Annotated in this window: 10 protein-coding genes and 1 riboswitch; of the genes, 4 read left to right on the top strand and 6 right to left on the bottom strand. The window is 70.3% G+C overall.

The annotated features are described in order from the left end of the window. Window positions 1–502 precede the first annotated feature (502 nt). Genes H504_RS0107155 through H504_RS0107165 form a run of 3 tightly spaced genes read left to right on the top strand, consistent with a single transcriptional unit; the run spans window position 503 to window position 3709 of the window. Window positions 503–1822, top strand: a complete 1320-nt coding sequence (locus H504_RS0107155; RefSeq protein ID WP_026422221.1) for a hemolysin family protein — start codon at window positions 503–505, stop codon at window positions 1820–1822. After that, on the top strand, window positions 1819–2865 hold the full coding sequence (locus H504_RS0107160; protein ID WP_026422222.1) for a hemolysin family protein: 1047 nt from the start codon (window positions 1819–1821) through the stop codon (window positions 2863–2865). Before H504_RS0107155 ends, H504_RS0107160 begins: the two co-directional genes overlap by 4 nt. A 4-nt stretch (window positions 2866–2869) precedes the next feature. Beyond that, window positions 2870–3709 (top strand): hypothetical protein, encoded by an 840-nt coding sequence (locus H504_RS0107165; protein WP_026422223.1) that lies wholly within the window; start codon window positions 2870–2872, stop codon window positions 3707–3709. 879 nt (window positions 3710–4588) lie between these two features. Here H504_RS0107165 and rnhA read toward each other — a convergent pair. The 5 genes from rnhA to gcvP form a co-directional block, all read right to left on the bottom strand. After that, window positions 4589–5035 carry a ribonuclease HI gene (gene rnhA / locus H504_RS0107175; RefSeq protein ID WP_026422224.1) on the bottom strand — a complete coding sequence of 149 codons (447 nt, stop codon included), beginning with the start codon at window positions 5033–5035 and terminating at the stop codon, window positions 4589–4591. Then, entirely contained in the window at window positions 5032–5526 is a 495-nt protein-coding gene (locus tag H504_RS0107180) for a SecDF P1 head subdomain-containing protein (RefSeq protein ID WP_026422225.1), read from the bottom strand. The genes rnhA and H504_RS0107180 overlap by 4 nt, the downstream gene beginning before the upstream one ends. Before the next feature lie 325 nt (window positions 5527–5851). Next, window positions 5852–7585: a substrate-binding domain-containing protein gene (locus tag H504_RS0107185; RefSeq protein WP_051385587.1), complete on the bottom strand. Its 1734-nt coding sequence runs from the start codon at window positions 7583–7585 to the stop codon at window positions 5852–5854. A gap of 138 nt (window positions 7586–7723) precedes the next feature. Continuing rightward, on the bottom strand, window positions 7724–8548 hold the full coding sequence (locus H504_RS0107190; RefSeq protein WP_026422227.1) for an aldo/keto reductase: 825 nt from the start codon (window positions 8546–8548) through the stop codon (window positions 7724–7726). 133 nt (window positions 8549–8681) lie between these two features. Continuing rightward, on the bottom strand, window positions 8682–11555 hold the full coding sequence (gcvP, locus tag H504_RS0107195; protein ID WP_026422228.1) for an aminomethyl-transferring glycine dehydrogenase: 2874 nt from the start codon (window positions 11553–11555) through the stop codon (window positions 8682–8684). A gap of 184 nt (window positions 11556–11739) precedes the next feature. Further along, window positions 11740–11841: riboswitch (glycine riboswitch) on the bottom strand. A gap of 78 nt (window positions 11842–11919) precedes the next feature. Here gcvP and H504_RS0107200 point away from each other — a divergent pair. Next, window positions 11920–12696 (top strand): GNAT family N-acetyltransferase, encoded by a 777-nt coding sequence (locus H504_RS0107200; RefSeq protein ID WP_211239279.1) that lies wholly within the window; start codon window positions 11920–11922, stop codon window positions 12694–12696. On the opposite strand, the gene H504_RS0107205 is transcribed toward H504_RS0107200, so the two are convergent. Next, window positions 12697–13257, bottom strand: a complete 561-nt coding sequence (locus tag H504_RS0107205; RefSeq protein ID WP_026422230.1) for a MerR family transcriptional regulator — start codon at window positions 13255–13257, stop codon at window positions 12697–12699. Between the last annotated feature and the right edge of the window lie 249 nt (window positions 13258–13506).

The raw sequence follows: 13506 nt of genomic DNA on the forward strand, positions 1-13506 counted from the left end.
ATCTGGCGCCCGAGGCCGGCGTCGCCGAAGGCGACCAGGCCGAACCCCGAGGCGCAGCCAGGCCCAGAGCCCCCTCACACCAAGATCAACCGAGAACAAAGCCCCCAAATACATACCCTAACCAAGCCCACCGACAAGATCGCCCCGCCGACCGACAACCATGATCAACCCGAACTTGAGCCCCTGAATACAAGCCTAGACGGACCCACCGACAGTCCACCCGGCTCATGATCAACCAGCAGCAAAGCCCCGAATACACAGCCTAGAACCCACCACCGACAAGATCAGCCACCCGGCAAGACCACCCCGCCAACCACCACCGTGGCGACCGTCTCGATGAGATCATCCCCCACAACCCCACCCCCTCCCCCTACACTGGGCCAGTTCGTCGAACGACCGACAGGAGTGCGGGTTCCGTGCGCGCGGTGCGGCAGAGAAGCCCAGGCAGTCCGGGCGAGAGTCCCGGCCACCATAGCTGCCGGGCACCCGGGTGGTTCCCCCGGTGACCGGTCCCCTGTTCAGCGTCCTCGGCCTCGTCGCCGTGTGTGCGCTCACACTCGGTACGGCCGTTTTCGTGGCTGCCGAGTTCTCGTTGACCACGCTCGAACGCAACCAGGTCGACCGGCACGCCGAGCAGGTCGGTGATCGGCGGGCCTTGACGATCGCGCGGGCGCACCGGACGCTGTCGTTCCACCTGTCCGGCGCCCAGCTCGGCATCACCATCACGACCCTGATCACCGGTTACATCGCGAAACCCGCGCTGGCCGCGCTCATCGAGCCCGCCGTGTCCTGGTTCTTGCCGGAAGGCGCCGCTGACGTCGTCGCGCTCGTGTTGGCGTTGTTGCTGGCGACCGCGTTGTCGATGGTTTTCGGTGAGCTGGTCCCGAAGAACCTGGCCATCGCCCGGCCGTTGCCGACGGCGCGGGCGGTCGCGGGGATCCAGGCGGTGTTCTCGTCGGTGTTCCGCTGGCTGATCAACGGGCTGAACGGGTCGGCGAACTGGGTCGTGCGCCGGTTGGGCGCGCAGCCGCAGGAGGAGCTCCGCTCGGCTCGGTCGCCGCAGGAACTGGGTGGACTGGTCCGGTCCAGCGCCGCGTCCGGCGCGATCGACACCGGGACCGCGACCCTGCTCAGCCGGTCCCTGCGGTTCGGCGACCGCACCGCGGACGAGCTGATGACGCCACGCATGCAGGTCCAGGCGCTACGGGCGGACGCCACCGTCGTCGACTTGGTGGACCTCGCCCGCCGCAGCGGGTTCTCGCGGTTCCCGGTGCACGGCGGCGACCTCGACGACGTGCACGGTGTCGTGCACGTCAAGCAGGTGTTCGGGGTGCCGAGGGAGAAGCGGGCGAGCACCACCGTCGCCGAGCTGGCCCGCCCGGTCCCGACCGTCCCGGAGACCCTCGACGGCGACGTGCTGCTCGACCGGCTGCGCGGCTCCGGCCTGCAGATCGCCCTGGTCGTCGACGAGTACGGCGGCACGGCGGGCCTGGTCACCCTGGAAGACCTGATCGAGGAGATCGTCGGTGACGTGCGCGACGAGCACGACCGGGGCGAGATCAGCCCGGTCCGGCCGCTGGGCCGCGACAGTTGGCTCGTGTCCGGCCTGCTCCGCGACGACGAGCTCGCCGACGCCACCGGGTTCCGGATGCCGACCGGCGAGTACGAGACGGTGGCGGGCCTGGTGCTGACCCACCTCGGCCGCATCCCCGAGGTCAACGACGAGATCCGGGTGGACGGCTGGCGGGTCACCGTGCTGCGGATGGACCGGCACCGGGTGGCCGAACTGCGGGTGGCGCGGGTGCCGGAGGTGGCGAAGTGAGCGACCTGCTGGCGCTCGGCGGGACCCTGCTGTTGCTGTTGGGCAACGCGTTCTTCGTCGGCGCCGAGTTTGCCATCATCACCGCGCGCCGCGACCGGCTGGAGGCGTTGGCCCGCGACGGCGACGCCCGCGCGGCGGTGGCGGTCGAGGCGAGCAGGCAGCTACCGCTGCTGATCGCGGGCGCGCAGCTCGGGGTCACGGTGTGTTCGCTGGGCCTGGGTGCGCTGGCCGAACCCGCCGTGGCGGGCCTGCTGGAGGGCCCGTTCGGCGCGTTGGGGCTGCCCGAGGCGGTGATCCACGGGGTCGCGTTCGCGTTGGCGCTCGGGGTCGTGGTCACGCTGCACACGGTGCTCGGCGAAATGGTGCCGAAGAACTTGGCCATCGCGGGCCCGGAGCGGGCGGCGACCACGCTGGTCCCGGTCCACCTGGCGTTCTGCCGCCTGGTGCGGCCGCTGCTGGACATGTTCACCGCGATCTCGACGGCGGTGCTGCGGCTGTTCGGCGTCGAGCCGCGCGAGGAACTGGAGAACGTCTACACCTCCGACGAACTGGCCACCCTCATCGCCGAGTCCCGCCGCGAGGGCCTGCTGGACGACTCGGAGCACCGCAGGCTGACGAACACGCTGTCGTCGGCGGGGCGCACGGTCGCGGAGGTGCTGGTGCCGCTGGACCAGCTCAAGACCATCCCGCACCCGCCGACGGTGGGCGCGGTTGCCGACGCCGTCGCCGAGACCGGCTTCTCCCGGTTCCCGGTCCGCATGCCCGACGGCACCCTCAACGGCTACGTGCACGTCAAGGACGTCCTGGACCAGGTCGATTCCGATCCCGCGACCCAGGTAGCGTGGTCCAGGGTGCGCGGCCTGCCCGAACTCCCCGCCGACTCCCGCCTCGACGAGGCACTCGCCGCGCTCCGCCGCACCCAGAGCCACCTCGCCAAAGCCGTCTCCGCCCGCCGCGAGGTCCTGGGCGTGGTCGCCCTGGAGGACCTCCTCGAGGAATACGTCGGCACCGTCCGCGACGGGACCCACATCGGTGACGCTTGAGCACTTGACCGAACAGGACTGGCACGCCCGCCGCGACGCGCACGTCGCCAGGGTCCGCCAGTGGACCGACCCGCACCAGGCCCGCCGCGCGCGGGGCGAGAAGCACCCGGTGCTGGACTTCCTGTTCACGTACTACTCGTTCCGACCCGCGCACTTGGAGCGGTGGCACCCGGGGCCGGGGGTGGTGCTGACCGGTGATTCGGCGCGGTCGTACCTGCGTTGGTCCGCGTATGAAGAGGTCCCTGGCGGGGTGACGCTCGCGCCGATCTCGGAGTCACGTCGGCGGACGGCGTCGTTCGTGCGTGACCTGCTGTCGGCCACGGCATCGCGACCCGCCCGGTTGGGGTGTTTCGGGCTGCATGAATGGGCGATGGTTTATCGGGCGGCCGCCACTCGCCACGCGCTGCCGTTGCGGTTGGGACAGGGCGGGACGGATTCAGTGGTCGAGGCCGCGACGATCAAGTGTACGCATTTTGATGCTTATCGGTTCTTCACGGAGCCCGCGCGGGGGCTGAACACTGTGCGGCCTGATCGGGAGTCGCAGTTGGCGCTTGAGCAGCCCGGGTGTCTGCATGCGAATATGGATTTGTTCAAGTGGGCTTACAAGTTGGCGCCTTATACGCCGTCGGGGTTGGTTGTGGACTGCTTTGAGCTGGCTGTTGATGTGCGGGGGGTGGATATGCGGGCCAGTCCTTATGATCTCAGTTCTTACGGGTATGCTGCGATTCCGATTGAGACGGAGCGGGGGCGGGCGGCTTATGTGCGGGCGCAGGCGGGGTTTGTTGGACGGGCGGAGCCGTTGCGGGGGCGGTTGATCGGGGTTTGTGGGGGGCTTTTGGGGTAGGTTGCCTGCGTGGGCTGTCGGTGGGGGCGGGTAGGTTGTGTATTCGGGGGCTCTTGTTTGGATTGATCTTGGTTCTTGGTCGGTGGGCGTTCTTGTCGGTGGGCTTGGGTAGGCTGTGTATTCGGGGGCTTTGTTCTCGGTTGATCTTGGTGTGAGGGGGCACTGGGCCTCGCTGCGCTCGGGGTTCGGCCTGGTCGCCTGGCGGCGACGCCGGCCTCGGGCGCCAGATTTTGCGGGCTGTGCCCGCTGGGGTGAAGTTGTTTTGTTTGGGGCCCCTAGCGGTGGCCTGGGTAAGGCTAAAAGCCGGGGCCACTGGAAAGACGTGGCCTTACCCGCCTGCCGGCTTAGGCCACCGCCTCCCCCAAACAAAACAACTTCACCCCAGCGGGCGGTTGGGATCGGCGGGTTTCGAGGCGCGCGGTGCCGGTTGGTGGGCTTCGTCGATGGGCGGGGGGTTTGTTTTGAGGCGCGTGGGGTGGGTTGGCGGCCTTTGTCGATGTAGGCGGGTTTCGAGGGGCGCGGGGCGGGCTGGCGGCCTTCGTCGATATGGGGTGGGGGTTCGAGGCGCGCGGTGCGGGAGTGGGGCTTCGTCGATCTGGGCCGGCCTTTTGGGGCGCGTGGGTGGGAGCGGCACTTCGTCGATGTGGGGTGGGTTTTTGAGGCGCGTGGTGCGGGGGTGGTGCGTTGTCGACGTTAGGCGGCCTCCTAGACGCGCGGTGCGGGAGTGGGGCTTCGTCGATGAGGGGCGGGGTTCGAGGCGTGCGGTGCGGGGTGGTCGCAGGGTGTTTTCGTTTGGTGGATTGTTGGTCGGGTGCGGGGCAAGTGTGGGGCGGCGGTGGGGGGCGGGGTGGGGGTGAGGGTGGGGGTGGGGGTGGGGCGTTACGTCTTGCCGACGGCTGCTTTTAGGCCGGCTAGGGCTAGGCGGTCGGCGAGTTCGTTGTTGGGGTTGCCGTTGTGGCCTTTGACCCAGTGCCAATTGATGGTGTGGGGGGTGGCCGCTGTAATTAGGCGTTGCCAGAGGTCGATGTTTTTGACGGGGGTTTTGGCGGCGGTTTTCCAGTTGTTGGCTTGCCAGGTGGTGATCCATTTGGTGATGCCGTTGCGGACGTAGGTGGAGTCGGTGTAGAGGTGGATGGTGGAGGGGCGGGTGAGGGACTCGAGGGCCTGGATGGGGGCCATCAGTTCCATCCGGTTGTTGGTGGTCTCGGTCGCCTCGCCGCCGGAGAGTTCGCGGGTGTGGGGGCCGTAGTGGAGGACGGCGCCCCAGCCGCCGGGGCCGGGGTTGGGGACGCAGGCGCCGTCGGTGTAGATCTCGACGATGGTCATGAGCCGGTGATCTGGGTGGCGAGGTCCTTGGCGGACTGCTCGGTGAAGTTGCCGGAGATCTGCAGGGCGCCGCCGGTGATCGCGTCGGCGATCTTGGGGGCGGACAGCAGGGTGTGGTTGACCACGATGGCCAACTGGTCGCCGACGTGGGCGCCGGTCCAGGACGCGACGACGGCGGCGGTGTCGCTGGGGAGCTTGATCGTCACCACCCAGCCGTAGTCGGTGTGCTCGGCGGCGACGGAGGTGAAGCTGGTGAAATCACCGATCGACGGGCCTAAGGTGTACACGCCGTCGGGGCCCGCGAGTTCGTCGGGCGCGGTCGCGATGGTGCCCGGGTGCATGGACAGCACGGGGCGGAGTTCGACCGGGACCTTGGCCTGCACGGCGGTGCCCCCGGGCTGACCGCTGGGCGCACCGGCCACGGACGAGCCGCAGGCGGCGAGCACCAGCAGCACCAAGGCCACCAGCACGCGGACGATCGGGTTTCGCATGCCACAGATGGTAAAGCTAAGCCCCGACCCGGTGCGCGAAGTTGTCCACAGCCCTGGCCTGACCCGGGTATCGGCCTGTCCACGCCGTTCCTGGCAACGTGCCGGAACGGCCTCGTACTGGACGCCGTTTCGGCAACGCAACCAGCGGCGCGGGGCAGGCCGAGCCGCCAGTGGCTCGCCCCAGGGGTTGACCGGTCTCGACCTGTCCACGGCGTTCATGGCAACACACCGGAACGGCCTCGTACTGGCCGTACTTTGGCGTTTCGGCAACATGGCCAGGGACGTCGTCGGCAGACCGAGACCCGGCCAACCTGGAGGCGAGCCGCTAGTCCCGGGCGGTGACGGCTTGGCCGAGGGCGGCGACGATGCCCTGGGCGTCTGCCAAGGGCGAGAGTCTGCCGCCGGTGGAGGTTGCCAGGTCGCGGAGGGCGTCGCGGTCGGTGTCGTGGCCGATGGCGATTACGTTGATGGGGACCGGCTTGTCCTTCTCCGCGGTGCGGCGGATCGAGGACTTGGCCTGGGACAACGACATCGCGCCGTCGCTGCCGCCGTCGGTGATGACGATGAGTTGGTTTCGCTTGCCGGGCACGAAACCCTGGACGGCGGAACGGTAACCGGCCACAACGGACTCATAGAGGTCAGTGCCGCCGTTGGGGGTAAGAGCCGTGACAGCGCTGTGCACCGACGCGCGTCGGTTGGCTACGGGACCCGTTGGTACCGCGACGACGTAAGGCTTGCTCTTGTTCAAGGCGTGCGAAAACGGCCACAGGCCAACCGATCCCGACACCGTGTAGTCCGCGTAGTTGTTCAAAGCGTCTTTCACCCAGTCCAGCTTGCTGCGCCCACCGCCGCCGTCGTCGCCCATGGTGCGGGACACGTCGACCATGATGGTCACGATGCCGCCGCCCTCCACGGCCGTGGACCACGTTGTCGCGATCCGCTGGGAGGTGTTCGCGTCCGACTTCGCCGCGCCCGGCACGATCTCGCCCCAGGTCATCCCGGGCGCGGGCGCGGGTCGGTCGGTCACGGTGGTGGCGCGCAGCCCGGCGTGCGCGAAGTCCCGCTGCTGCGCCGGTTCTTGCAGGTACTTGCGGAACTCGTCGGCCGCCTCGACCTGTGTCGGCCCCGACTCGCCGCAGGCGAGCGACACGAGGGGGAAGTCCGCGACCGGGGTCGGTCCCTTCGCCACGACCTCGGACAGCGCGTGCTTCGCGGCTGGTCGACCGTCGGTGCCGAGGTTGCGCCGGTAGAGGTCCACTTCGAGCGCCGGGACGGCACCGAACGGCGAGTCGGCCATGTTCTCCGTGTCGCCGAGGGTGGCCAGCGCGGCGCGGGTCGCGTCCGGCACGTCGGCGGGCTGCGACTGCGCCAACGCCAGCAGCGCCGCCGACACCGGTGGTCTGGCCAGCACGCCCTGGGTTACCGGGCTTTCCTGGGCCACCCCGATCAGCGTGGTCTGGACGGCCAACGCGCTGGCGGGGTTGGTCAGCGGGGTCGGGACGGCCACGGTCAACCGGCCCCAGCCCGGCTCGCCGAACCGGGTCCACCCGCTCGTGTCGGTGGTCAGCGCCGCCAGGTCGGCCCACCGGAACGCGGCCGACCGGTCCAGCACCCCGGCGGCGGGTTGCGGCGCGGCGAGCACGACCGGGCTGGTCGCGACCGACTCCGGCGCGGCGGCCAGCAGCGCGTCGTCGACGGCCGCGAGCCGGTCGGTCCACAGCGACGACTCCGGCAGCCACACGTCCGGCCGGTCGCCGAGTTCACGGGTGTTCCACTGCCCGGTGAGCCCGGCGAACGCTTGCGCCGAGTCCACCGAGCTGACGTTGACCCGCACGCAGTGGTCGTCGACCACGGTGGGCCGCGCGTTCCACCGGTTCGCCGCGGCCCGCACCGGCTGTTCGACCGAGGGGGTGACCGCCACCCGGAGCACGGCCTGCCCGCTGGGGCAGCCCTGCTCGCGGGCGGCCTCCCGGTCGAGCCGGTCACCGACCCAGCCCCACCCCGCCCAGCCGAGGACCAGCAGGGACACCACGGCGACCACCACCGGCCCCCGGCCCACCCGCCTTCTCCCCCGATGTTGTGACATCACGTCCTTTCCGCGCGACGGATGTGCCGATCCGTGAACGCGCCAGGCGTAACGCACTCTATTAGGGGAAGATCAAGCGTCAAGCCGGGTGACGTGGGGTGACAGTTACCGTCACCCGCCGAACTGGTCCGGGTGCGGCCCGGTCCGCCGCCCGGTGGCCAGGCCCGCCAGCGCGTCCAGGTCGGCCTGGTCCAGCTCGAAGTCGAAGACGTCGATGTTCGCGCGGATCCGCTCCGGCGTGACCGACTTGGGGATCACGATGTTCCCGAGCTGCAGGTGCCAGCGGAGGATGACCTGCGCGGCGCTCTTGCCGTGCTTGCCCGCGAGCTCCCCGATCGTCGCGTCGCCCAGCAGCTCCCCCGACGCCAGCGGGCTCCACGCCTCGGTGGCGATGCCGTGCTCGGCGTGGAAGGCCCGCAGCTCGTCCTGCGGCAGGTTCGGGTGCAGCTCGATCTGGTTGACCGACGGGATGATGTCGGTCTCGTCGAACAGGCGACGCAGGTGCGGGATGTGGAAGTTGGACACGCCGATGGACCTGGCCCGCCCGTCCGCCTTGATCTTCTCCAACGCCCGCCACGTGTCGACGTACGCGTCCCGCCCGGCGACGGGCCAGTGGATCAGGTAGAGGTCGACGTAGTCGAGGCCGAGGCGGGACAGGCTGGCGTCGAACGCGCGCAGCGCCGAGTCGTAGCCGTGGTCGGTGTTCCAGACCTTGGTGGTGACGTGGATCTCGTCGCGGGGCACGCTGGACTCGGCGATCGCCTTGCCGGTGCCGGACTCGTTGTTGTACGCGGCGGCGGTGTCGATACCGCGGTAACCGGCTTCGAGCGCCGTGAGCACAGCCGAGGTCGCGACGTCGTCGGGGACCTGCCAGACACCGAGGCCGAGCTGGGGGATGGTGGTGGCGTCGTTCAGGGGGATGTGCGGGATAGACATGGGGCCATCTTGCCCGGTGCCGTCCCCCCGGCCGCAACTCGCACCGCGCACGTGGGATGTGTCTGAAGTGGACTCGCCACTCGCGGTGGAGACGTGCCCCACCGCGAGTGGCGGGGCACGTCCACGGCGGGCGTCAACCGCTGTAGGCGTCCAGCGGCGGGCAGGAGCACACCAGGTTGCGGTCGCCCTTGGCGCCGTCGATGCGGCGGACCGGGGGCCAGATCTTGGGCGCGGCCGTGCCCGCCGGGTACACCGCTTCCTCCCGGCTGTACGGGTGGTCCCAGGCGCCGACCAGCGACTGCGGCGTGTGCGGGGCGTTGACCAACGGGTTGTCCGTGAGCGGCCACTCACCCGCCGCCACCCGGTCGACCTCCGCCTTGATCGCGATCATCGCCGCGCAGAACCGGTCGATCTCGGCCAGGTCCTCGCTCTCCGTCGGCTCGACCATGAGGGTGCCCGCGACCGGGAAGGACATGGTCGGGGCGTGCAGGCCGTAGTCGGCGAGGCGTTTGGCGACGTCGTCCACCGTGATGCCGGTGGCCTTGGTCATCGGCCGCAGGTCCAGGATGCACTCGTGGGCGACGAAACCGCCCACACCCGTGTAGAGGACGGGGAAGTGCTCGTCGAGGCGGCGGGCGATGTAGTTGGCCGAGGCGACCGCGGTGAGCGTGGCGCGGCGCAGGCCGTCGGCGCCCATCATCCGGACGTAGGCCCAGGAGATCGGCAAGATCGACGCGCTGCCCCAGGGGGCGGCGCTGATCGGGCCGACGCCGGTGGCCGGGCCCGCGGTGGGCTGCAGCGGGTGGTTGGGCAGGAACGGCGCCAGGTGGGCGCGGACGCCGATGGGACCGACCCCGGGACCGCCGCCGCCGTGCGGGATGCAGAAGGTCTTGTGCAGGTTGAGGTGCGAGACGTCGGAGCCGAACTTGCCGTAGCGGGCGAGGCCGATGAGGGCGTTCAGGTTGGCCCCGTCGACGTACACCTGGCCGCCCGCGTCGTGGACCAGACCGCAGACCTCGCGGACGGTGTCCTCGTAGACGCCGTGCGTGGACGGGTAGGTGATCATGATGGCGGCGAGGTCGGCGCTGTGCTCGGTGACCTTCTTGCGGAGGTCGTCCAGGTCGATGTTGCCGTTGTTGTCGCAGGCCACAACCACAACGCGCATACCGGCCATGACAGCGCTGGCGGCGTTGGTGCCGTGTGCGCTCGACGGGATAAGACACACGTCGCGCTCGCCGTGGCCCTGGGAGCGGTGGTACGCGCGGATCGCCAGCAGACCGGCGAACTCGCCCTGGCTGCCGGCGTTGGGCTGCAGGCTCACCGCGTCGTAGCCGGTGAGGCGGGCCAGCCAGGTCTCCAGGTCCGCCACCACCTGCAGGATGCCCTCGGCGTCCTCGACGGGGGCGAACGGGTGCAGGTCGGCGAAGGCGGGCCAGGTGATCGGCTCCATCTCCGCGGTGGCGTTGAGCTTCATGGTGCACGAACCGAGCGGGATCATGCTGCGGTCGAGCGCGACGTCCTTGTCCGACAGGGCGCGCAGGTAGCGCAGCAGCGCCGTCTCGGAGCGGTGCGTCGAGAACACCGGGTGCGTCATGAACTCGCTGGTGCGCAGCAGGTCCGCGGGCAGCACGTCGCCGGCCTCGGTGTCCAGCGCGTCGGCGTCGGCGGTCACGCCGAAGGCCTTCCACACCAGGTCGAGGTGGGCGCGGACGGTGGTCTCGTCGGTGGTGATCCCGACCGTGTCGGCGTCGGTCGGCCGCAGGTTGACGCCCAGGGCACGGGCGGCGGAGACGATCTCGGCGGCCCGACCGGGCACCCGGGCGGTCACGGTGTCGAAGAACGCGGTCTCGGCGACCTCGACCCCGCCCCGGCGCAGGCCCTCGGCGAGGACGGCGGCCATCCGGTGGGTGCGGGTCGCGATCCCGCGCAGCCCCTCGGGGCCGTGGTGCACGCCGTACATAGAGGCGACGACAGCGAGCAGCACCTGCGCGGTGCAGATGTTCGAGGTGGCCTTCTCACGGCGGATGTGCTGTTCGCGGGTCTGCAACGCGAGGCGGTAAGCGGGCTTGCCGTCCGCGTCGGTGCTGACGCCGACCAAGCGGCCGGGCAACTGCCGCTCCAGGCCCTTCCCGACGGCCATGTAGCCCGCGTGCGGCCCGCCGAAGCCCATCGGGACACCGAAGCGCTGGGTGGTGCCGACGACGACGTCGGCGCCGATCTCGCCGGGCGCGCGCAGCAGCGTCAACGCCAGCAGGTCGGCGGTGACGGCGACCTTCGCGTCACGGCCGTGCGCGACGCGGATCAGCTCCTCGTAGTCGCGGACCGCGCCGGAGGCACCCGGGTAGGACAGCAGGACGCCGAAGAAGTCGTCGACCGGCAGCCCCTCGGCCAGGTCCTGCACCACGACCTCGATGCCCAGCGGCTCGGCGCGGGTCTCGATGACGGCGATGGTCTGCGGGTATGTGTCGGCGTCGACGACGAACCGGTTCGACTTGGAGCGGCCCGCGCGGCGCAGCAGGGTCATCGCCTCGGCGGCCGCGGTGGACTCGTCGAGCATGGACGCGTTCGCGGTGGGCAGGCCCGCCAGGTCGGCGACCATGGTCTGGAAGTTGAGCAGCGCCTCCAGCCGACCCTGGCTGATCTCCGGCTGGTACGGGGTGTACGCGGTGTACCAGGCGGGGCTCTCCAGCACGTTGCGGCGGATCACCGGCGGCGTGTGCGTGCCGTGGTAGCCGAGGCCGATCATCTGCACCAGCGTGCGGTTGCGCGCCGCCAGGTCGCGCAGCTCGGCCAGCGCCTGCACCTCGGTGGCCGGCGCGGGCAGGTCGATGGCCAGGTCGCCCTCGCGGATCGACTCGGGTACCGCGTGCTGGGCCAGTTCCTCCAGCGACCCGACGCCGACGACGTCCAGGATCCGGGCCAGCTCGGCCGGGCGGGGACCGACGTGCCGGTCGGCGAACGGGGTGCCGTGCTCGAGCGCGGCGAGCGGGATCCGGTCGGTCGTCATGGGCGAACTCCTCGGGCTGGTGCGGGGGTCGGGCCGGACACCGGATTTCGCCGGTGTGGCCCTCCCCCTCTGTCCGTGCCCGTGGGCGCCTGAGAGCTTCGTCGGACGGGTCCGGACCCGGGGCCGACTTGCACCTTCGGCGGGGCTCCCCGGTGGTGCCGGGTTGCCCGCTTTCCAGAGACGTCTCGCCCACGCGGTCTTTTTGCCTGAGAGATTCCGGGGAGGATTTGCTCCTTCGGCGCCGTGCCGGTCTGGTGGACCGGACGGACTCTCCCGCGCGGGTTCAGCGACGCCTGACGAGTCTAACCCGACACCGGGTGCAACTCGATTGCGGCCGGGCTGTGTTTTCGGTCCACTGGCGATCGTGCAGATCGATACCGTGCGTGCCGCCGTGGACACCCAGTTGCGCCGCGAGGTCGGGCCGTCGTCCGACTCGGGGGCGGTGGAGCGCACGGCCCGGTACACCCGTCAGATCGGGTCCGGGCCGCTGGGCTGGTCCGGGGTCGTGTGGTCGGACCTGGACGAGACCACGGCGGACGGGGTGATCACCGCGGCCGTCGGCTGGTTCCGCGCCGCCGAGGGCCACGCGGAGTGGAAGCTCTACCACCACGACCTGCCGGTAGACCTACCGCGACGGTTGGCAGCGGCGGGTCTTGTCGCCGGACCGGTGGAGGCGGTGATGGTCGCCGAGGCCAACGCGGTACCGGATTTCGCGCCACCGGCCGGTGTTCGCCTGGTCGACGTCACCGACGACGCGGGCGTGGACATGGTCGTGCACGTGGAAGAGGCCGCGTTCGAGGAAGACTCGGGAACGCTGGGCGCGCGGTTACGGGCCGGTTTGGCGCACTCCGCGCGAGACTTGGAGGTCGTGCTGGCCATGGCCGGAGACGAACCCGTCAGCGCCGCGCGCACGGACTACCGACCGGGAACCGACTTCGCGGGCCTCTATGGCGGTGGCACCGTGCAGGCATGGCGGGGACAAGGGGTCTACCGGTCACTGGTCGGCTACCGCGCCCGCAAGGCCCGGGAGCGGGGGGTGCGTTACCTGCAGGTGGACGCGTTGCCGACGAGCCGACCCGTCCTGGAACGGGTCGGCTTCACCTGCGTCGCGTTGACCACCCCGTACACCCTACCGGGCTGATCAGCCCGCGTTTCTGGCCTTGCGGCGCTGGGTGAGCTCGTCGTCCGGCTGGATCTCGACGCCGTCGGCGCGCTCGGCCGGGAACTCGTGGATGGTGCCGCTGATCTCCCGGATGGCGCCGCTGACCGCGATGCCGAACACGCCCTGGCCGCCCTGCAGCAGATCGACGACCTCTTCCGGCGAGGTGCACTCGTACACCGTGGTGCCGTCGCTGAAGAGGGTGATCCTGGCCAGGTCGCGGACGCCGCGCCTGCGCAGGTGGTCCACCGCGACCCGGATGTTCTGCAGTGACACGCCGGTGTCCAACAGCCGCTTGACCACCTTGAGGACCAGCACGTCCTTGAACGAGTACAGCCGCTGCGAGCCGGAGCCCTGCGCGCTGCGCACCGTGGGCACCACCAGCCCGGTGCGCGCCCAGTAGTCCAACTGCCGGTAGGTGATGCCTGCGATCTGACACGCGGCGGGACCCCGGTAGCCGACCAGTTCGTCGGGCAGCGAGGCATCCGGGAACAGCTCGCCCTGCTCACCGGAGTCAGTCCCGACGGGACCTTCCTCGAACACGCCTGCCTCCCCTCGTCCGGCCACTCCTGTGACCGGCGAACGAGACCGCCCGTTCCGCCCTGGGGAACGCCTCGGTCGAGCCGTACACGCGTGAACCGGCGGGCTTGCCCTGTGCGCGGTACCGAATCCGGTATGCCTACCCGGTGAATCTCCCCGGTACCGCTACCCGCGTCCACAACGCGTGTGGCTCGTCTGTGACGGTAAGACGGGCGCGCGGGGAGGTCAACGCGACGCGCGGGGACACGGTGG

The sequence above is a fragment of the Actinokineospora inagensis DSM 44258 genome (assembly GCF_000482865.1).
In the GTDB taxonomy this organism is placed as follows: Bacteria; Actinomycetota; Actinomycetes; order Mycobacteriales; family Pseudonocardiaceae; genus Actinokineospora; species Actinokineospora inagensis.

Excerpts from the sequence above, each read along its gene's own strand:
- rnhA (WP_026422224.1), bottom strand. The coding sequence starts at position 5,035 with ATGACCATCGTCGAGATCTACACCGACGGCGCCTGCGTCCCCAACCCC.
- H504_RS0107180 (WP_026422225.1), bottom strand. The coding sequence starts at position 5,526 with ATGCGAAACCCGATCGTCCGCGTGCTGGTGGCCTTGGTGCTGCTGGTG.
- H504_RS0107190 (WP_026422227.1), bottom strand. The coding sequence starts at position 8,548 with ATGTCTATCCCGCACATCCCCCTGAACGACGCCACCACCATCCCCCAG.
- gcvP (WP_026422228.1), bottom strand. The coding sequence starts at position 11,555 with ATGACGACCGACCGGATCCCGCTCGCCGCGCTCGAGCACGGCACCCCG.